This is a genomic window from Nitrosomonas cryotolerans ATCC 49181 (genome assembly GCF_900143275.1).
Taxonomy (GTDB): Bacteria; Pseudomonadota; Gammaproteobacteria; order Burkholderiales; family Nitrosomonadaceae; genus Nitrosomonas; species Nitrosomonas cryotolerans.
Window position 1 is genome coordinate 2,175,432 of record NZ_FSRO01000001.1, and the last position, 18,084, is coordinate 2,193,515.

The 18,084-nt window shown below is 40.9% G+C and carries 17 protein-coding genes and 1 riboswitch; of the genes, 9 read left to right on the forward strand and 8 right to left on the reverse strand.

Going from position 1 to position 18,084, the window contains the following annotated elements:
- Positions 1 to 12 precede the first annotated feature (12 nt).
- From ndk to BUQ89_RS09745, 4 genes are all read right to left on the reverse strand, one after another.
- A complete protein-coding gene (gene ndk / locus BUQ89_RS09730; RefSeq protein ID WP_028460434.1) occupies positions 13 to 438 on the reverse strand; it encodes a nucleoside-diphosphate kinase in 426 nt (141 codons plus the stop codon).
- A gap of 677 nt (positions 439 to 1,115) precedes the next feature.
- Positions 1,116 to 2,249 (reverse strand): RNA-guided endonuclease TnpB family protein, encoded by a 1,134-nt coding sequence (locus BUQ89_RS09735; RefSeq protein WP_074202589.1) that lies wholly within the window; start codon positions 2,247 to 2,249, stop codon positions 1,116 to 1,118.
- 336 nt (positions 2,250 to 2,585) lie between these two features.
- Positions 2,586 to 3,635 carry a class I fructose-bisphosphate aldolase gene (locus tag BUQ89_RS09740; protein WP_028461829.1) on the reverse strand — a complete coding sequence of 350 codons (1,050 nt, stop codon included), beginning with the start codon at positions 3,633 to 3,635 and terminating at the stop codon, positions 2,586 to 2,588.
- A gap of 209 nt (positions 3,636 to 3,844) precedes the next feature.
- Positions 3,845 to 4,675: a DUF3025 domain-containing protein gene (locus BUQ89_RS09745; protein WP_028461828.1), complete on the reverse strand. Its 831-nt coding sequence runs from the start codon at positions 4,673 to 4,675 to the stop codon at positions 3,845 to 3,847.
- Between the two features lie 327 nt (positions 4,676 to 5,002).
- On the opposite strand from BUQ89_RS09745, the gene ppa reads away from it, so the two are divergent.
- Complete coding sequence (gene ppa, locus BUQ89_RS09750) at positions 5,003 to 5,551, forward strand: inorganic diphosphatase (RefSeq protein WP_028461827.1); 549 nt, start codon at positions 5,003 to 5,005, stop codon at positions 5,549 to 5,551.
- A 141-nt stretch (positions 5,552 to 5,692) separates the two neighbouring features.
- On the opposite strand, the gene BUQ89_RS09755 is transcribed toward ppa, so the two are convergent.
- The 3 genes from BUQ89_RS09755 to BUQ89_RS09765 all read right to left on the reverse strand — a co-directional run bounded on the left by BUQ89_RS09755 (position 5,693) and on the right by BUQ89_RS09765 (position 8,216).
- The gene (locus tag BUQ89_RS09755) at positions 5,693 to 6,061 is read right to left on the reverse strand and encodes a zinc ribbon domain-containing protein (RefSeq protein WP_028461826.1); all 369 of its coding nucleotides are present in this window, start codon (positions 6,059 to 6,061) and stop codon (positions 5,693 to 5,695) included.
- Positions 6,062 to 6,213: 152 nt separating this feature from the next.
- Positions 6,214 to 7,677: a hypothetical protein gene (locus tag BUQ89_RS09760; RefSeq protein WP_028461825.1), complete on the reverse strand. Its 1,464-nt coding sequence runs from the start codon at positions 7,675 to 7,677 to the stop codon at positions 6,214 to 6,216.
- Between the two features lie 32 nt (positions 7,678 to 7,709).
- On the reverse strand, positions 7,710 to 8,216 hold the full coding sequence (locus BUQ89_RS09765) for a hypothetical protein (RefSeq protein WP_177183594.1): 507 nt from the start codon (positions 8,214 to 8,216) through the stop codon (positions 7,710 to 7,712).
- A 774-nt stretch (positions 8,217 to 8,990) separates the two neighbouring features.
- Between BUQ89_RS09765 and BUQ89_RS09770 the strand changes: the two genes are divergently transcribed.
- The gene (locus tag BUQ89_RS09770) at positions 8,991 to 9,548 is read left to right on the forward strand and encodes a hemerythrin domain-containing protein (RefSeq protein WP_028461823.1); all 558 of its coding nucleotides are present in this window, start codon (positions 8,991 to 8,993) and stop codon (positions 9,546 to 9,548) included.
- 57 nt (positions 9,549 to 9,605) lie between these two features.
- Here the strand turns inward: BUQ89_RS09770 and BUQ89_RS09775 are convergent, their stop codons facing one another.
- Positions 9,606 to 9,998 carry a hypothetical protein gene (locus BUQ89_RS09775; RefSeq protein ID WP_028461822.1) on the reverse strand — a complete coding sequence of 131 codons (393 nt, stop codon included), beginning with the start codon at positions 9,996 to 9,998 and terminating at the stop codon, positions 9,606 to 9,608.
- Between the two features lie 270 nt (positions 9,999 to 10,268).
- Here BUQ89_RS09775 and pbpG point away from each other — a divergent pair, with 270 nt between their 5' ends.
- The 7 genes from pbpG to BUQ89_RS09810 all read left to right on the forward strand — a co-directional run bounded on the left by pbpG (position 10,269) and on the right by BUQ89_RS09810 (position 17,828).
- Positions 10,269 to 11,096: a D-alanyl-D-alanine endopeptidase gene (gene pbpG / locus BUQ89_RS09780; protein WP_028461821.1), complete on the forward strand. Its 828-nt coding sequence runs from the start codon at positions 10,269 to 10,271 to the stop codon at positions 11,094 to 11,096.
- 502 nt (positions 11,097 to 11,598) lie between these two features.
- Positions 11,599 to 11,701: riboswitch (glycine riboswitch) on the forward strand.
- Between the two features lie 43 nt (positions 11,702 to 11,744).
- The gene (gene gcvT, locus BUQ89_RS09785; protein ID WP_028461820.1) at positions 11,745 to 12,836 is read left to right on the forward strand and encodes a glycine cleavage system aminomethyltransferase GcvT; all 1,092 of its coding nucleotides are present in this window, start codon (positions 11,745 to 11,747) and stop codon (positions 12,834 to 12,836) included.
- A gap of 45 nt (positions 12,837 to 12,881) precedes the next feature.
- Positions 12,882 to 13,271 (forward strand): glycine cleavage system protein GcvH, encoded by a 390-nt coding sequence (gcvH, locus tag BUQ89_RS09790; RefSeq protein ID WP_028461819.1) that lies wholly within the window; start codon positions 12,882 to 12,884, stop codon positions 13,269 to 13,271.
- A 104-nt stretch (positions 13,272 to 13,375) separates the two neighbouring features.
- Positions 13,376 to 14,731: an aminomethyl-transferring glycine dehydrogenase subunit GcvPA gene (gene gcvPA, locus BUQ89_RS09795; RefSeq protein ID WP_028461818.1), complete on the forward strand. Its 1,356-nt coding sequence runs from the start codon at positions 13,376 to 13,378 to the stop codon at positions 14,729 to 14,731.
- 66 nt (positions 14,732 to 14,797) lie between these two features.
- Complete coding sequence (tpx, locus tag BUQ89_RS09800; protein WP_028461817.1) at positions 14,798 to 15,292, forward strand: thiol peroxidase; 495 nt, start codon at positions 14,798 to 14,800, stop codon at positions 15,290 to 15,292.
- A gap of 23 nt (positions 15,293 to 15,315) precedes the next feature.
- Positions 15,316 to 16,761 carry an aminomethyl-transferring glycine dehydrogenase subunit GcvPB gene (gene gcvPB / locus BUQ89_RS09805; protein WP_028461816.1) on the forward strand — a complete coding sequence of 482 codons (1,446 nt, stop codon included), beginning with the start codon at positions 15,316 to 15,318 and terminating at the stop codon, positions 16,759 to 16,761.
- Positions 16,762 to 16,892: 131 nt separating this feature from the next.
- Positions 16,893 to 17,828: a carbohydrate kinase family protein gene (locus BUQ89_RS09810; protein WP_028461815.1), complete on the forward strand. Its 936-nt coding sequence runs from the start codon at positions 16,893 to 16,895 to the stop codon at positions 17,826 to 17,828.
- The last annotated feature ends 256 nt before the right edge of the window (positions 17,829 to 18,084 follow it).

Sequence of the window (18,084 nt, forward strand, 5' to 3'; positions counted from 1 at the left end):
GTAATTTTATTTTTAACGGGAATGAATATTTAATGTTGGAAAGAAACAGGCAATTTCAACTGCCGCAGTTTCAGGTGCATCCGAACCATGCACTGCATTAGCATCAATACTGTCAGCAAAGTCTGCACGAATGGTCCCCTTCGCTGCCTTTTGAGGATCAGTTGCGCCCATCAAATCCCGATTCTTCTTAATCGCGTCATCACCCTCAAGTACCTGCACCATAACTGGCCCTGAGATCATAAACTTCACCAAATCATTAAAAAAAGGGCGCTCCCGATGTACAGCATAAAAACTTTCTGCTTCAATTTGTGAAAGGTGCATCATACGTGCAGCAATGATTTTTAATCCATCGGCTTCAAAACGTGTATATATCTCACCAATTACATTCTTAGCTACTGCGTCAGGTTTAATAATGGATAATGTTCTTTCGACTGCCATCAAATACTCCGCTAAATTAGTAAATTAAAAACGTATTTTAACAAAAAACACACATACAATCTGGAAAAACCAAGAATGCCACAAAAAAATCAGCTAATCTCAATAAGCAATAAGCTGAAATAGACAAATAACGCTATAAAACCAGATATCTAAGACCGCTGCATAACTGGTTATCTCGGGCTGGGCAAGGTTTTAAGTGTTTGATTTATCAATGCTGCAAGTAATCAGAAAAGCTCAAAAACACAGTTATGCAGCGGTCTTTGCGACCAAGTGCGAATCATTATGGGACTGTCTTGTAATATAGGATTTATCCGTTTTTTACTATACAATTTATTGATTATTAAGAATTGAGATTTTTTTGAAATTCTATTACGAGACAGCCCCTTATGTCCAGATAGCTAATAATCCAATCTCTCGTGAGAAATATTAAAACGATACTCCCCATGCAATCAGCCAGCAAATCATCACCATCATATTCCGACTGCGATCGCATCGGCTATAACGAGTATCCGATCTGCTATCATCATTAGAACACATAGCGCATAGCATCCACTGTGTTCGATATAGCCACCCCTAAAACCGATAGCAAGAGTAAATTTTTTCTTATCTATCCTTTTGACTGCTCCCCTCCGTAAACGAAGGGGATTCCCAATTCAACGAATCCAACCCGGACGCACCTAAATGCAAACAGGACTTATAGATTCTCCAAGGGCTAACACCGCCAGTCCAGCGGCCAAAACATTACGCGCTGCGTTGATGTCTCGATCATGGATTGATCCGCATTCCGGACAAGTCCATTCACGCACATTCAAAGGCATCTTGTTTACGGTATGCCCGCATCCCGAGCAGCGTTTGCTGCTTGGATACCATCGGTCAATACCTACAAGCTCTCGCCCGTACCACAGCGACTTGTATTCTAATTGCCGCACAAATTCACCCCATCCTGCATCGGAAATTGATTTTGCGAGGCAACGATTTTTCTTCATATTGCTAACAGCTAAAGACTCTACAGCTATCACTTGGTTTTCGTTCACTAGCCGTGTTGAGAGTTTATGTAGAAAGTCTTTACGAGCATCAGCAATTCCTGCATGTAGTCGCGCTACTTTCAGTCTGGCTTTTTGTCTATTGGCCGACCCTTTGCGCTTTTTAGATAGCTTGCGTTGCAGCTTAGCAAGCCTGGTTTCATTCTTTCGTAGCGTGTTAGGAGACGCAATCTTCTCGCCCGTAGAAAGAATAGCGAAGTGCGTTAATCCTAAGTCAATGCCGACTTTGCCGCTAACCCTTGGCTTTCGCGCAACAGAGTCGTCGCAAAGCATAGAAACATGGCATCGACCCGCTGAGTCTTTAGAGACTGTTGCAATCGTTAGTTTTGTTGCCTTAGGAAGGGTGCGCGACCATCTGATATTCAGTGGATCTTTCATCTTCGCCAGTTTCAGAGACTTACCGTCCCACTTGAAGGCGCTGGACGTGTATTCAGCCGATTGCTTCTCATGCTTGCTTTTGAATGACGGGTATTTGGCTCGTTTGGCAAAGAAATTACCAAATGCCGTTTGCAGGTGGCGGAGAGATTGCTGCACAGGAACACTGGAAACTTTGTTCAGCCATTCAAATTCAGGCTCTTTTTTTAACTCGGTCAACAAAGAGGAGGTAGCATGATACCCGATTCTTTTTTTCTCGGTATACCAAGCATCAGAACGAACGCGCAACATGCGATTATAGACAAACCGAACACACCCGAATGTTTGAGCCAGAATAGTTTCTTGCTCAAAAGTTGGGTAAAACCTGAATTTGTGTGCGCGCTTAATTTCCATTAACACACTGTAACAGAAATAGGTGAAAAAACAGGCTTTAGTATCAGCGAAGCTGACTCCCTATCCATCCCCGGCCTTAAGACCGGGGTTTTCCGGAAGTTGAGATAATAAATTTAGTTCAGAAAATAGTCCTCACAATCAATCATATTTAAAGTACGGTTACTCAAAAACTCATGGAACGAAGACTGATCCATAATTGAAACCAACACTATAAGCTTATCCCACATTGATTTTTCATTACGCAATGTCACCACATTCCCAAAATCAACCCAATCCATCTTTATTTTTTTGCTTTACCGATTTCAATCACGATAACTCGATAGATACCTAATCTAATCAGGCGACTGTCACCAGCTTAGAAAGATATACATCCTGAATCATATTTAATAATTTTATTCCTTCAGCAAATGGTTTTTGGAATGCTTTACGTCCAGAGATCAAGCCCATCCCTCCCGCACGTTTATTAATTACAGCTGTACGAACGGCTTGACGTAAATCATCGCCCCCTGATTCACCGCCTGAATTGATCATACCAATTCGTCCCATATAGCAATTGGCAACCTGATAACGCACCAAATCAATTGGGTGATCGGTAGTGAGCTCACTGTATACTTTTGCATGAGTCTTGCCGAATTTGATTGCATTGTAACCACCATTATTTACTGCCATTTTCTGTTTCACAATATCAGCACCGATTGTTACTGCCAGATGATTCGCCTGGCCAGTCAGATCAGCGCTAGCGTGATAGTCCTTATCCCCGATCTTGAATGCTGCATTTCGAGTATAAGCCCACAGTATGGTTGCCATGCCTAAATCATGAGCATGCGCAAATGCTTCCGAAACTTCCTGAATTTGTCGACGTGATTCCTCAGAACCGAAAAATACGGTCGCTCCCACCGCACAGGCACCCATATCAAATGCTTGATCTACACTAGCAAAAAGTGTCTGATCAAATTTATTAGGATAAGTTAGTAATTCATTGTGATTGATTTTAAGAATCATTGGGATCTTGTGGGCATAACGTCTTGATATAATTCCAAGTACCCCCAACGTAGAAGCAACACCATTACAACCACCTTCAATTGCAAGTCTAGCAATATTATTAGGATCAAAAAACATTGGATTAGGTGCAAATGATGCGCCAGCCGAGTGTTCTACGCCTTGATCAACTGGCAATAACGACAGATAGCCACTTCCTGCCAATCTCCCGTGATTGTAAAATGACTGAAGGTTGCGCAATACACTTGATTTACGGTCACTCGCCATCATTACTCGATCGATAAAATCAGGTCCTGGAATCTGTAAGTTACTTTTCGGGATTCCTTTACATTCATGCTTAAGCAAGTTATCGCTTTCATCACCCAGTATCGTAATAATATCTGTCATTTTTCTCTCCTACAATGTTGTGAATTCTTTACGCTACACCCCATTTCTGTATTCAATACTCAACACCCAAATCTTTTTCAAAAAAACAATACTACAGGATATAGTAACATTTGAGTTAATCGCATTTTCAATGAATAACCAACATTCTATTTTTGTAAATAACTATTTAACTACAAATGATTAGCAATAACATCTTATTACTCCCTACGTTACTTGGCACGGCGTGCTGGATAAGGGCGAAAATAATGCTGATTATCATAATAGCTACTATCTATATTGTCAGTTGACCAGCCGGGGTAGCCCAACACGGGCACCGGCGTTAAATTAGAAGTAGCATGAAGATATTGAGACAAGAATTTTTCTAGCATCATGTCAACCATAACTAGTTGTGTCGGTGTGGGCTGATCAAAACATTCTGCTTCAACTTTGAATATAATCCCCTTTCCAGTCATACCCAAATATGGATTCAGTGCCTTTTCGTAGAGTCCGTGTCCAAACACGAAAAATTTCATCGATGTCAGCACAGCTGCGCGTTGTTGCCAAAACAATTCCTTCCACTCAAAACTTTCTAGCAACTCGATCAACAGGACATCACTACTGATTACAACTACACCTGATTCATCGAATAGCGTTGCCGCATCCCTTAGTGGACCGCGTTGCATTTTTTTATGTTGGCACGCCTGCAACATCTCTTGAAAATGTAACTGATTGAGTGCCGCCTTAGCACGTGGATAACTTATCCACACCAATGCATTAAAAAAATCATGCCAGTTTTCTGCACGCGTCTGCACCTCGCCTGCAAGATATATCCTTGGTTCATATTGATCAGCCAACTCAGACGCAGAACTAATTTGAGGAACAAAACATATTGGTTTTCCTGAATGGTTAACAACAGGCATCGCGGTATTATTTTTCAAATACTCTAGATCAACTAAATCAGGCCAGCTATGCAGCTTCCTAAGATACCGACCCAGTACATGAAAGGGTTCAAATATTGGAGATATTTCTAAAAATCCGGGATTCCAGTCTTGCTCATTCATTTCGTCTTATTTTTCTCAATGGAGCGGAGTTGGGTCTGAAAAAAAATATAGATAGCTATTGAATTAATGGTCATAATTATTAGTTTTCTTAGGATAAATACCTTCAAAAGGAGTCGCACTCATCTGATTCCGATCGCCTCATCGTAAATCCCATGCCATCACTGAGTACTGCAAAGACATGTTCCTCTCCGATCAAATTCTAAATACCCCCTGTTCCTGTTGACACAGATTATCTAAGGTGTTAAAGGTTGAAAAATGCTTTAGTTCATACGCGTATTCATGGCTATCACAGTTATAATAATAGCTTTTCCACTGTTAGAAGCTAATATGAACCTTGATCGTGTAACTTCGGGCCATGATGTTCCCAATGATTTCAATGTTATTATAGAAATACCCATGAATGCTGACCCTATCAAGTATGAGGTAGATAAAAAAACGGGGGCTATGTTTGTAGATCGTTTTATGTCGACATCCATGCACTATCCATGCAACTATGGGTACATTCCGCACACATTATCGGAAGATAATGATCCAGTGGATGTGTTGGTCATTTCACCCGTACCATTGATCACCGGTGTTGTAGTACGTTGTCGGCCATTGGGTTTGTTAAAAATGACTGATGAGGCAGGTGAGGATGCAAAGCTATTAGCTGTTCCAATTGACAAACTATGCAATCTTTACCAAGATATCCAGTCTTCCGATGATTTACCACAACTTACACGATCACAAATTGCCCATTTTTTTGCTCATTATAAAGACCTCGAGCAAGGGAAATGGGTCAAAATAGAAGGATGGGATGGTGTAGAAAAGGCTAAAACAGAAATTATGACGGGTATCGAACGCTTTAATTCTACTCAAGACAAACCCATGTTTTAGTCTGTCAATAACTTCAATCTCGCTTCATAAGTAAACCGTATAGAGCAGGGATATACTTTATACTATCCCTGCTCTAAAAAATATCAATTCCGCAACACCAAGATAGCTTGTTTGCTTATTTAAAATAATTAGACAGGAAAATTATTGCGTATTACTCAAAGCAATCAGAACAATTTGAGCAAAAATCATAATTATTCCAAGTATTAACCAATTTCTACCCGCTTTTTTCTCATCTGGATGGCCTTTTCTCATGTAAGTAAAACCCATCATAATACCAATAATTGGAAAAATAAGGGTTCCCATCCAGATTGCTATATTAAGCCCCTTTGAAACGACAGGTTTTGTGCTGGTATTGGAAGCACCTGAGTTCAAATTAATATCAAGAATACGCTGGTGGCCACCCGTATTCGGTCGTACAGTCTGATTGTTTTCGGTGAATAAACCTTCACCGCAATGGATACAAAGCTCAGCTTGACTGTTATTTTCAGCACCACACTTTGGACAAAGCATAATAAAATCCTTAAAAATTGTAATGTCGCTAATATTCTTAGCAAAAGAAAATGTTCTACTTTCTTAACGGCTTATTTCATTTGCCAGACTAAATTCTTTTATAAGAGGAAAAGATACCGGGACTTATAGATTAAATATATCGATTGATATATTTAATCTATTATAAATGTCGTCATATCCTGAAATGTAGCATCAATAATATTATCCTGATTGCCATCCACAGCAAAAAATACAGTATAGGTGCCGGATGGCAATTCACTAACCGCAATGTTCAGAATAGTAAAAGGCGATATATAATTCAAAGGTCCACCAAATACCCGAATAGGAGAATCAGAACGTATAAACTGTAATTCACCATTGAGCCAGAAGGTGCCTAATGGCGTATTTGCCCATACCCAATGATCAGCTAAACTCCCAACGCTGGAACCAGGATTCAGTGCTACTACAAGCGATAACCTATCCTCCTGTTTAAAAACTAGATCGTCATCCACTAAACCACTAGCTGAAATACTCATTACAGGGTTTATTGACCCGAGTGGAAGACTTGGTATTTTCGAATGAGGGATTATTTTATCGTTAAAAAACCAGGAAAAATCCGCATTAAAGGAAATGTGAGCTTCAGTAATACCAACATGGGTTTCATTAAGAAATATTCCTGATATACTGCAGGCTGAGAATGAAGCCATATTATCGAAATTAAAAACGATATCTGCGGTATCAGTAAATCCGTTAAAAACTAAGGTTAAAGTGTAATCATCAGCGGTTCCTGCGATCATATCCAGCCCGCTCATAGCCAGACGTAATGTCGCCACATCATCAGCAGTTAAAGAACGTTTGGTTTCGCGAGGAGAGATACCCTGCTGCATGACTGCCTCGGTATTTTGCATGCCGAATAGTGCGGAGACGCCCCGATCACCGTTGGCAACAAATAAATCTCCCAACGGAAGATCTGCTAAGTTACGACTATAGGTTGTGATATCCTGCAATCCTGCAATAATAAAAGGATTATTGCTTTCTCTACGAAACCAGTGCAAATTGACATCATCCCCACGGACATCGTCGCTAGAACCGATAATTCCGTCTGCGCCACTATTTAGATCGAACTGATTATTAATTCCTTTCGTTGTACTCGTATAATTCTTGTTTGCTCCAGTTAGTCCGGATTCAGAAGCCAGATTTGGGTGCGCTAAACCAATACAATGGCCCAATTCATGAAGTGCTACAGATTCAAAATCAAATTGCTCATGAAGAATCTGATTACTATCAGCTATCACATTGCCTATCGTGGATATTTGGCGATTCCAGGTCTTCACTGCATTTTGCACAGGAATGAGCATCTCATCAGCGTAAAGAGATGCAGGTGAAATACCGACAGTTACAATCAAATTACCCCCGGTTCCGGTATAACCAGCAGGATGTGACACAATATCAACCCCATTGGCATCACCAGCAAACTCAAATGCGCCTGATTTAGCAGGATGTGAAACCGCCAACATCAGCAGCATTATCACCCATCTACACATCACGATCCTGATTAATTGAGATTCAGTAACGTCGGATTCTGCCATGTTAAATAGCTTAGAATGATATTTCACATAGACTGTAACTGAACGCATATCCTCTTTTCATCATTATCAATAATTTATAGTCAGTCTATTTTTTTCAGATCAGAGCGTGCCATAACTGCCATTAATGCCTGCTGAATATTCGCTAAAATCTGGATCTCCTTAATTTCAGGAAATTGATACGCATCCCATTTCAAACCTGACCAGAAAATTTCTTTTAGCTCACCACTATCCCCGTTTCTAAATCCCACAAATTTATACCGATTTGGATAAATTTCAAGGCGCATACCGAAAGTGTCCGTAATATTGGATAGCTTTGACAACAATTCCTTCCGTGCTTGATTCAAAGCAGATTTGCGCTGAAAAACAGCCTGTTCATTAAATTCCAGAATATCCTTGCCGGTAACTAAGACCCACAAGTGATCCAATGTTTCTTGATTCAAATAAATACCGTAATTTCCCGCTCGTTGCATGTACGCGGGATAGGATACAACAGCATAGCCGTCATTATAAATATGTAAAGAAGCACCTTCTCCAGCAATGTTAGGTATTTCGGTATAACGTACCACAACATCCTCCAGATCGCGCACATGATCTCTAAGCGTATCGGCTTCCTGAGAGGCGTAACCGAGCCTAGAAATAAAAACGAAAATAAGGAAAGCGAAAATAACAAAGAAAAAAAATTGTTTCGATTGTAATAAAAAAATATATCTTTTCATCATACTAATATAGAAAAACCAGCAATATATCATTCATCCGGCTATTCGCTATCCGTTAGCTCATCTAGATTCTCCCTCAATTCAATCTGTCATCATTTTTGGTCAATTAAACCACCGATACCGGATATATAAACAATAAACACTAATCGAAATTTTTCTCATCAGCGGTTCACTTATTCTGCCTAGTTAAATCGAATAAACAGGTGGTGACCCCACAAAATGATCCTGCGAGACTTTTGCAAAAGCCCTCGCCAGAAATTTTTTACTATTGGTTATAAAAAAGGGTTAATTTTTAAGCTATTGGGGTTTTGCAAAGACCTCCCTACTTTTAATCACAAACACGCGCACTCATCTTGATTTAATACGAAAGCTTCAATAATTGATCTGACGAAACAGCCAAGTTAATGAGTAATAAAATAATTCAGCTTCTGACATATACTATGATATGCTAACGTTACGAGTAGGGTTACTGTGCTAGACTTCGATTAATTCTGTCTTTTTTTCCACAAAAAAAGAAGAGATCAGTTGGCAAGCTTAAAATAATACAGAACGCGCTTCCAGTATTTTAATTTAGTGACAAAATATAGCAAATCTAGTAGCCCCGATACCTGGATAGAATTGAAAAGATAATTCTGAGGAGTTGTCATGCATCCGATTCAACATCAGCTTTATACTGATCATCATCACATACAGCTTGTACTTAATTGCTTAAGTAAAGAAATTGATTGTTATGACTTCAATAGCCACCGTTCTGCTGATATGGCGATCATACTAAGTGCATTAGATTATATTCGCGTATATCCAAATAAATGGCATCAGCCTGCAGAAGATGTAATTTTTGATCTTTTATTAAAAAAAAACGTAAAAGAAAGTAATCTTATCGAGCAACTTAAACAGGAACATAAAAAAATTATCTCAGAAACAGATAAAATTAATCAATTATTTAGCACGATTGCCAGTGATTGTATTGTTCCTGCAAACGAATTACTTGGTAGCGTGCGATATTTTATTAAGCTACAGCTTGTTCATCTTGAGAAAAAGAATGAATTAATTTATCCCTTAATGGATCATTTTACTGCTAAAGAATGGAAAGCGATTGAAACTAAGGTAAAAATTCAGAATGATCCCCTATTCAATAAGCCATCAAAAATAGAATACGAACATTTGTATCAATACATTATGAACTTAGAGCATGAAAAATAAATAAAATCAGATTACCTTCTCTTAAAGGACCAAACGCAGCTGGCCCTTTAAGAGGATTTATGAAATTAATTGTGATAGCTTCGCAAAAAGCGCATTAATAGGCGGCTGAAATAGTCCCATGAAATTATCAAGTTGAATAACACCTACAATAAAAACTAACAGTCCAGCTGCTACAATGCCATATTTTAGGCCTGTAGCAACATTAACTGCCACAGGTGGTCGTAAATAAGGCTGATTGGAAAAAGAAAATATAACTTTTAGCAAAGCAATTAACGCTCCCCCTCCTAAACACCCTAGAAACAAATACAGTGAATAAAGTACTCTGGCACTCAAATCCTCTTCCAATAATTCAATACTTGAAAAACGCAGACAGACAATAACAACAAGCAACAAAAGAACTGAATTCCAAAATCCTCCAAATTTTGCCTTGATTTCACTCTCAAAACTCATATTATCTCCTCTCCTGAAAAACTTTAAATTATCGAACTTGTTTATCCAATTGAATTTAATAATATAATACATTATTCAATGAATAATGATCCGATCGCATGGCTAAAGCAACAACTCATATTACATCCTTCAGACTGCCACAAGCTCGATATATACTATTGCCTACCGAGCTAATAAAATTAAAGTTAATTCTGATTTTCCCTGATACTGGCTATTTTAATCAATACAAAAAATAAAGATGAGCGATAATCTTTTTCAATCGGAGAAAAAATGAAATCAGTAATTCCCATATTTTTTTTTATCCTTGTTTTTACCAGCAATGTCTTCGCGCAACAAAACGGCCCCGATCTCAAATCTCATGCCGCAATGATTTTCGATATACAAAATAATCATGTCGTCTATAGCAAAAATGCAGACAATATCATGCCGATCGCTTCGATCACTAAATTAGTAACAGCAATGGTTATCCTCGATGCACGACTCCCGCTCAACGAAAAAATCAACATCGATTCTGCTGATGCCGATACACTAAAAAATACACGTTCACGTCTACAAATAGGAAGTACGCTGACACGTCATGAATTACTACGCATAGCACTTATGTCTTCCGAAAATCGTGCAGCAGCAGCACTAGGACGCACGTATCCAGGTGGAATTAGCGCTTTTGTTGAGGCTATGAATAAAAAGGCACGCTCACTTGGAATGATTGATAGCCGTTTTATAGAACCCACCGGATTAAGTAGTGAAAATATTTCCACCGCACGCGATCTGGTAAAGTTGGTTGCTGCTGCATATAGCTATAATCTCATTTGTGAACTCTCCACCACTACTCAGCATACGGTAGTGCCAGAAAATAAGAATGATAAGCTACAATTTATAAATTCCAACAGCCTGGTTCGTAGTGAAAATTGGCAAATTGCGATATCTAAAACAGGCTTTTTGAATGAAGCCGGACGCTGCTTGGTAATGCAAGCAAAGATCACAGGCAAACCCATTATCATTATCCTGCTGAATTCCTGGGGCAAAAACACTCGCATCGGTGACGCTAATCGAGTTAGAAAATGGATGGAAATGAATTATATCGACAAGCAAGTATAAAACGCTATGGTGAAGTTATCTTTGGTCAGGTCAGAATCTTATTTCGGCTGATTATCTAAAGGAACTAGAACCGCTCTCACCTAGAAGTAATGTCATATACCAACGTATATTGGGTATCATGTTGAAACTATGCGAGACCTTTACAAAATCCCAATAGTTGAAAAACCAACCTTTTATAATCAACAGTCTAAAACTTCTTGCGAGGGCTTTTGCAAAAGTCTCGTTAAATATCCATGCAGTAAATACATTTTGGTTCACAGCTCCTAATGTACTCACATGCAAGCAGAAAACTTTACTGATAAAGCGATTCACCGATTAAATTGACCCGCCGATTCAGTACAGCATCTTGTCTTAACCACTACTGCTAGGGTATAGTCCGCAATCAGCCATTTCATGTCCAAACAGGAGAGTGCGCTAGCTTTATTTGGCGCCGCCGAAGGCGTAACCCCCCGGAACCGCTCAGGCAAGGTTAAACCAGTCTTATTCCCTGAAAACCGTTTGTGACAGGCAATCTGGAGAGTGTCAAATAATTTTTGACCACCGAAGGGGCACACGGATAATCGTTCATCCGTAAATCTCTCAGGTAAAAGGACAGAGGGGCGGAGTCACCTTAGTTGACTTACTTTTTTATTATCGGGAGAACTATCCGTGTTGAAAATGACCCCCCTTAATCAAACTCACCGTAGCATGAATGCTAAGATGGTGAATTTTGGTGGCTGGGATATGCCGTTGCATTACGGCTCGCAATTAGATGAACACCATAAAGTACGTAGTGATGCAGGCATGTTTGATGTATCACACATGCTGTCAATAGACCTTCGAGGTGAACAGGCTCGTCATTTTTTACGTCGACTTGTTGCCAATAATATCGATAAGCTCACGCTACCAGGTAAAGCACTTTATTCTTGCATGCTCAACACGCAAGGGGGTGTAATTGATGATCTCATCATCTATTTCCTATCTGAATCCTGGTTTCGTATTGTTGTAAATGCAGGAACTGCCGAAAAAGATATCAGCTGGATAGAGGCGCAGCGGAATGAATTGAGTCCGGATTTAGATATTATACCGCGCCGTGATCTAGCGATGATAGCCGTCCAGGGTCCGCATGCGCGCGCCAAGGTTTGGCAGACTATCCCGGATTCCCAGTCAGCAACAGAAACTTTAAAGCTGTTTCAATCAACAATTTTAGGTGACTATTTTATTGCCCGGACCGGTTATACCGGTGAGGATGGTTTCGAAATTATCTTGCCTGCAGCCGATGCGACTGCTTTCTGGGAGGCTTTGCATACTGCGGGGGTGGCACCCGTGGGACTGGGAGCACGTGACACGCTACGACTTGAGGCAGGCATGAATCTTTATGGCCAGGACATGGATGAAACGACTAATCCAATAGAGTCTGGTTTGGGCTGGACGATTGACCTGAATAGCGAACGTGATTTCATTGGTAAGCAAGCACTGCTGGAAAAACCCGCGACACAGCAATTGGTCGGCCTCTTACTGTTAGATCGAGGCATACTTCGCAGCCATCAAAAAGTCAGTGCGCAGCACGACAACAATATGCTTGAAGGTGAAATTACCAGTGGTGGTTTTTCGCCAACAATTAATCAATCAATCGCATTGGCACGTCTTCCTTTACAAGTTTCAATCGAAGATGAGGTGAATGTGATAATACGAGACAAGAAGCTGCGCGCCAAAGTGGTAAAATATCCATTCGTACGCAATGGAAAAATTCTGGTCTAATTCTGAAGCCGTAGCGAAATATTATCTAATTCTGGAGTGAAAAAAATGAATATCCCAACACATCTTAAATATACCAAATCTCATGAATGGGTAAAACCTGAAAATGATGGTACGGTAACGATTGGCGTTACCCACCATGCTCAAGAGTTATTGGGTGACATGGTCTTTCTCGAACTGCCACAGATTGGACGTAATCTTGCTCAAAGAGAGGAATGCGCAGTGGCTGAATCCGTAAAAGCTGCGGCTGACGTGTATGCACCTATAACAGGAGAAGTAATTGCCGTTAATTCCGAGCTTGAATCGGAACCCGAGAAAATTAATCAGGATGCCTATACTGCATGGCTATTTAAACTAAAACCCACGAATCCTGCTGAATTGGAAGAACTGCTTGACTCAGTAAAATATGAGGCATTATTGAAGAGTGAAGATCATTGAACAAATGAACTCATATTTATTGTTTCACTCCCGCTGAAAGTATTACGTGTTCCAGACTTTCTGATTTCTATATTTCATTACCATAAGATCTATTAAAACAAACCATGCCGTTTATTCCTCATACCGATGAAGATATTGCTGAGATGCTCACAAGCATCGGTGCAAATACAATTGAAGAGCTTTTCGACGAGATTCCAGAAGATTTAAAAAGTGGTCGGTTAGAAAAAGTGCCGCCCGGATTAAGTGAAATGGAAATTTCTCGGCTGATGATGGGACGCGCCCAAAAGGACGGTTTCTATCTTAACTTTATTGGTGCCGGCGCATATGAGCACCATATACCTGCTGCGGTATGGCAAATTACCACACGGGGAGAATTTTATTCCTCCTATACGCCCTATCAAGCGGAAGCCAGCCAAGGAACATTGCAACTGCTGTATGAATACCAGACCATGATGGCATCGCTTACCGGCATGGATATATCCAATGCCAGTATGTATGACGGCGCTTCTGCACTGGCTGAAGCCGCGTTAATGGCAGTACGGTCGCATAAAACATCACGACGCATTTTAATACCTAAAACCATACATCCTGTTTATCGTAGTGTTGTCCGTGCCATTGTCAAAAATCAACAGATAGAAGTAGTGGAATTACCATATTGCCCCCAATCAGGGCAAACGCTACCTGAATCTCTTGAGGCTTTTTCTAAGGAAGAATTCGCGGCATTGGTCATTCCACAGCCTAATTTCTTTGGTGTATTAGAGCAAGTTGACGCCCTTACCGATTGGGCACATAGTAAGAATGCATTCGCTATTGGTGTCGTTAACCCGGTAACATTGGCAATGCTGACCCCCCCTGGTGAATGGGGAAGTAAAGGCGCAGATATAGCCGTAGGTGAAGGCCAGCCGTTAGGTATTCCACTTTCCAGTGGCGGTCCTTATTTTGGTTTCATGGCGTGTAAGAATGCATTAGTGCGGCAAATACCCGGACGTATTATTGGTCGTACCAATGATTTAGACAATAAGCCTGGCTTTGTGCTCACGCTACAAGCACGTGAACAACATATACGCCGCTCTAAAGCAACATCCAATATCTGTACTAATCAAGGTTTGATGGTCACAGCAGCGACCATTTATATGTCCTTGCTTGGTCCTGAAGGATTGCGTCGAATAGCAGCGCAATCTCATGCTAATACCTTGGAACTTGTGACGCAAATGGAGAAATTGCCCGGCGTTAAACGGATTTTCAGTGAATCGCTATTCCACGAAGTCGCTGTATCGCTGCCGATCCCAGCCAAAAGTGTTTTACAGACCATGAAGGAAAAAGGAATACTGGCTGGATTGGATTTACAGGAATTTTACCCAGAAATCGGAAATGCCATGCTCGTATGCGTAACTGAGACGAAAACTTCGGATGATTTAAAGACATTCGTAGCGCAACTCGGGCAAGCCTTAAACCAATAAACCACATCTTTAGCTTATATACCTGTAATTTTATTATATAGAGCCATTTTTAATTAAGGAAATACTATGGTCACGCTTGCAGGCAACCCAATTAAGATTGATGGGATTTTCCCCAAGATAGGAGAAAAGGCCCCTCCTTTCTCTCTGGTTAATAGAAATCTGGAAAATATTACATTAGCCGATTTTGCGGGCAAAAGAAAAGTGCTTAATATTGTACCCAGCCTGGACACTCCTGTTTGCGCTATTTCCACACGCAAATTTAATGAAAAGGCCAGTAATATGCACAATACCGTTGTTTTAATCATTGCCGCAGATTTACCTTTTGCCATGAGTCGTTTCTGTGATACAGAAAATCTAGATCAAGTGATACCACTATCTACCATGCGCGGAGCAAACTTTATGCGTGATTATGGTGTTGCCATTACTGACAGTCCTTTTGCTGGCATCACAGCGCGCGCAGTCATCATACTCGATGAATCTGACAGCGTGATCCATGCAGAGTTAGTCTCAGAAATTAAAGATGAACCAAATTATGATGCCGCTTTGGCTGCCTTACAATAAATAACACATACCACTTAATAACCATGTTGATATTTGAACACTCCCGCCCAGGGCGGCGTAATTATTCCCAGTCCCCAACGACTACAGCAAAAACAGAGAAAATTCCAGAAAACCTGTTACGTAAAACCCCCCCACTCCTGCCAGAAGTATCGGAAATGGATACGGTACGTCATTACACCCGGTTATCGCAAAAGAATTTCTCGATAGACACAGAATTCTATCCACTGGGATCATGCACAATGAAATACAATCCGCGTGCATGTAATGCATTGGCCATGTTGCCACAATTTCTGGCACGACATCCACTAGCGCCAGAAGATACTGGTCAGGGTTTTTTAGCCTGCTTATATGAATTACAAGAAACTCTGAAAAATATAACCGGGATGGCAGGCGTAAGCCTTACTCCCATGGCTGGAGCACAAGGCGAACTCATCGGGGTCATGATGATACGTGCCTACCATGAGTCCAGGGGAGACCTAGAGCGTACCGAAATTATTGTACCAGATGCTGCACATGGCACCAATCCAGCTACGGCGGTTATGTGTGGGTACAAGGTAGTAGAAATTTCAACCGATAAAGAAGGCAACGTAGATTTGGCTGCATTAAAAGCGGCCGTAGGACCAAAAACTGCGGGATTAATGTTGACAAATCCTTCTACACTCGGCGTCTTTGAAAAAAACATCAGCGAGATGAGCAGGATTGTTCATCAAGCAGGCGGCTTGCTATACTACGATGGTGCTAATCTAAATGCGTTACTGGGTAAAGTTAAACCCGGTGATATGGGCTTTGACGTTATTCATATTAATCTACACAAGACTTTCTCAACGCCGCATGGCGGGGGTGGCCCTGGATCTGCGCCAGTTGGCGTTGCGGAACGCTTGCTGCCATTTATACCGATACCAATTGTCACTCATGAAGAAGGCGTTTATCGTTGGATAACCGAGAAGGAAAAACCACAATCTATCGGTAGATTGTCTGCGCACATGGGTAACGCAGGTGTGTTATTACGGGCTTATATCTATATCCGCTTATTGGGTGTGGATGGAATGCACCGGGTTGCCGAATTCGCTACACTTAATGCTAATTATCTAATGGCAGAATTACGCAAAGCAGGTTTTGAGATCGCATATCCTACTCGCCGGGCCAGCCACGAATTCATTGTTACCCTGAAAGATATCAAAGACAAAACGGGTGTGACAGCCATGAATCTGGCCAAACGATTACTCGATAAGGGCTATCATGCTCCCACCACCTATTTTCCAATGCTGGTACCGGAGTGTCTCCTGATTGAACCTGCCGAAACCGAATCCAAGGAAACGCTGGATGCCTTTGTTGTCGCCATGAAGGAAATTCTAGTTGAGATTCAAGAGCAGCCGGATATGATGAAAAGCGCGCCTCATACGATGCCAATACGCAAACTGGATGATGTCAAAGCCGCTCGAGAGCTCGATCTGACCTGGAAGCCATGATCAGATATCAATACAGTTCGCTCTTTAAATCAACTATATACTTTTACAACTGACATAGTTTCCTAGCTTGAATATTTTATATCTGTATCCACTGATAAAATACGCAAGCTAGTTCTTGCTTATAAAAAATTATGCATACACTTATTTGCGGTTCTATCGCCTATGACACCATTATGGTGTTTCAGGATCATTTTAAACATCACATCCTGCCAGAAAAAATTCATGTACTGAATGTTTCTTTTCTCGTTCCAGAAATGCGTAGGGAATTTGGTGGCTGTGCGGGTAATATTGCCTACAATCTGGGAATGATTGGAGGAAATCCTCTCATAATGGCGACAGTGGGCGATGATTTCCAACCTTATGCTCACCAGATAGAAAAATTAAAATTATCACAAGATCATATTCATCATGTAAGTAATACATTCACTGCACAGGCTTTCATCACTACCGATTTGGATGATAATCAAATTACGGCATTTCACCCTGGTGCTATGAATTTTTCACATTTAAACTCCGTAATAGATGTAGCGGATGTTGATCTGGGTATCATAGCCCCTGATGGGCGCGACGGCATGATCAAGCATGCACGTGAATTTCATGAGGCAGGCGTCCCATTTATGTTTGATCCTGGCCAAGGTCTTCCCATGTTTAATGGTGCAGAGCTGATTGAATTTATTAATCAGGCTGATTACATCGCAGTTAATGATTATGAAGGACAGCTACTACAAGAACGCACCGGGCGTACTATCAAATCTTTGGCAAATGAAACCAAGGCGCTTGTTGTGACGATGGGTTCGCAAGGATCGGTTATATACACGAACGGCAAACAAATCGAGATTCCGTGTGTTAAAGCTAAGGAATTAATTGACCCAACGGGTTGTGGTGATGCCTATCGTGCAGGTTTACTCTATGGAATTGCTAATAATTTGGATTGGCAAACTACAGGGCAACTTGGATCATTGCTGGGCGCATTGAAAATTGCGCAGCGTGGAGGGCAAAACCATCAGTTTAGCCAAAATGAGATTGATCAGCTTTATTATGAGAATTTTGGTAGTCGCCTTTTCTAGAGAAATACTCATCACATTACGGTATGCTGGCTTTCATGAAAGACAAAAGATGGGAAAATTATCCCGCAAAGGATGCAACCAGGAATTTCGAATACAATCCGCAGATTTCCTAAAGACAGGGGATTAACATTGGTTGAAGTAGCAAAAGCCTCGCCAGAAGTTTTTGTCTATTGTCTCATAGCGTATTTCTCGATGAATCGCAGTGAAACACGGCATAATTTGTACTAACTGAGGCCTGACCTGGCAGTGATCGGTT

What these genes read in the sequence shown, in the direction of transcription:
- ndk (WP_028460434.1), bottom strand. Translation starts at nt 438, where the DNA reads ATGGCAGTCGAAAGAACATTATCCATTATTAAACCTGACGCAGTAGCT.
- BUQ89_RS09735 (WP_074202589.1), bottom strand. Translation starts at nt 2,249, where the DNA reads ATGGAAATTAAGCGCGCACACAAATTCAGGTTTTACCCAACTTTTGAG.
- BUQ89_RS09740 (WP_028461829.1), bottom strand. Translation starts at nt 3,635, where the DNA reads ATGACAGATATTATTACGATACTGGGTGATGAAAGCGATAACTTGCTT.
- BUQ89_RS09745 (WP_028461828.1), bottom strand. Translation starts at nt 4,675, where the DNA reads ATGAATGAGCAAGACTGGAATCCCGGATTTTTAGAAATATCTCCAATA.
- ppa (WP_028461827.1), top strand. Translation starts at nt 5,003, where the DNA reads ATGAACCTTGATCGTGTAACTTCGGGCCATGATGTTCCCAATGATTTC.
- BUQ89_RS09755 (WP_028461826.1), bottom strand. Translation starts at nt 6,061, where the DNA reads ATGCTTTGTCCAAAGTGTGGTGCTGAAAATAACAGTCAAGCTGAGCTT.
- BUQ89_RS09760 (WP_028461825.1), bottom strand. Translation starts at nt 7,677, where the DNA reads ATGCGTTCAGTTACAGTCTATGTGAAATATCATTCTAAGCTATTTAAC.
- BUQ89_RS09770 (WP_028461823.1), top strand. Translation starts at nt 8,991, where the DNA reads ATGCATCCGATTCAACATCAGCTTTATACTGATCATCATCACATACAG.
- BUQ89_RS09775 (WP_028461822.1), bottom strand. Translation starts at nt 9,998, where the DNA reads ATGAGTTTTGAGAGTGAAATCAAGGCAAAATTTGGAGGATTTTGGAAT.
- pbpG (WP_028461821.1), top strand. Translation starts at nt 10,269, where the DNA reads ATGAAATCAGTAATTCCCATATTTTTTTTTATCCTTGTTTTTACCAGC.
- gcvH (WP_028461819.1), top strand. Translation starts at nt 12,882, where the DNA reads ATGAATATCCCAACACATCTTAAATATACCAAATCTCATGAATGGGTA.
- gcvPA (WP_028461818.1), top strand. Translation starts at nt 13,376, where the DNA reads ATGCCGTTTATTCCTCATACCGATGAAGATATTGCTGAGATGCTCACA.
- tpx (WP_028461817.1), top strand. Translation starts at nt 14,798, where the DNA reads ATGGTCACGCTTGCAGGCAACCCAATTAAGATTGATGGGATTTTCCCC.
- gcvPB (WP_028461816.1), top strand. Translation starts at nt 15,316, where the DNA reads ATGTTGATATTTGAACACTCCCGCCCAGGGCGGCGTAATTATTCCCAG.
- BUQ89_RS09810 (WP_028461815.1), top strand. Translation starts at nt 16,893, where the DNA reads ATGCATACACTTATTTGCGGTTCTATCGCCTATGACACCATTATGGTG.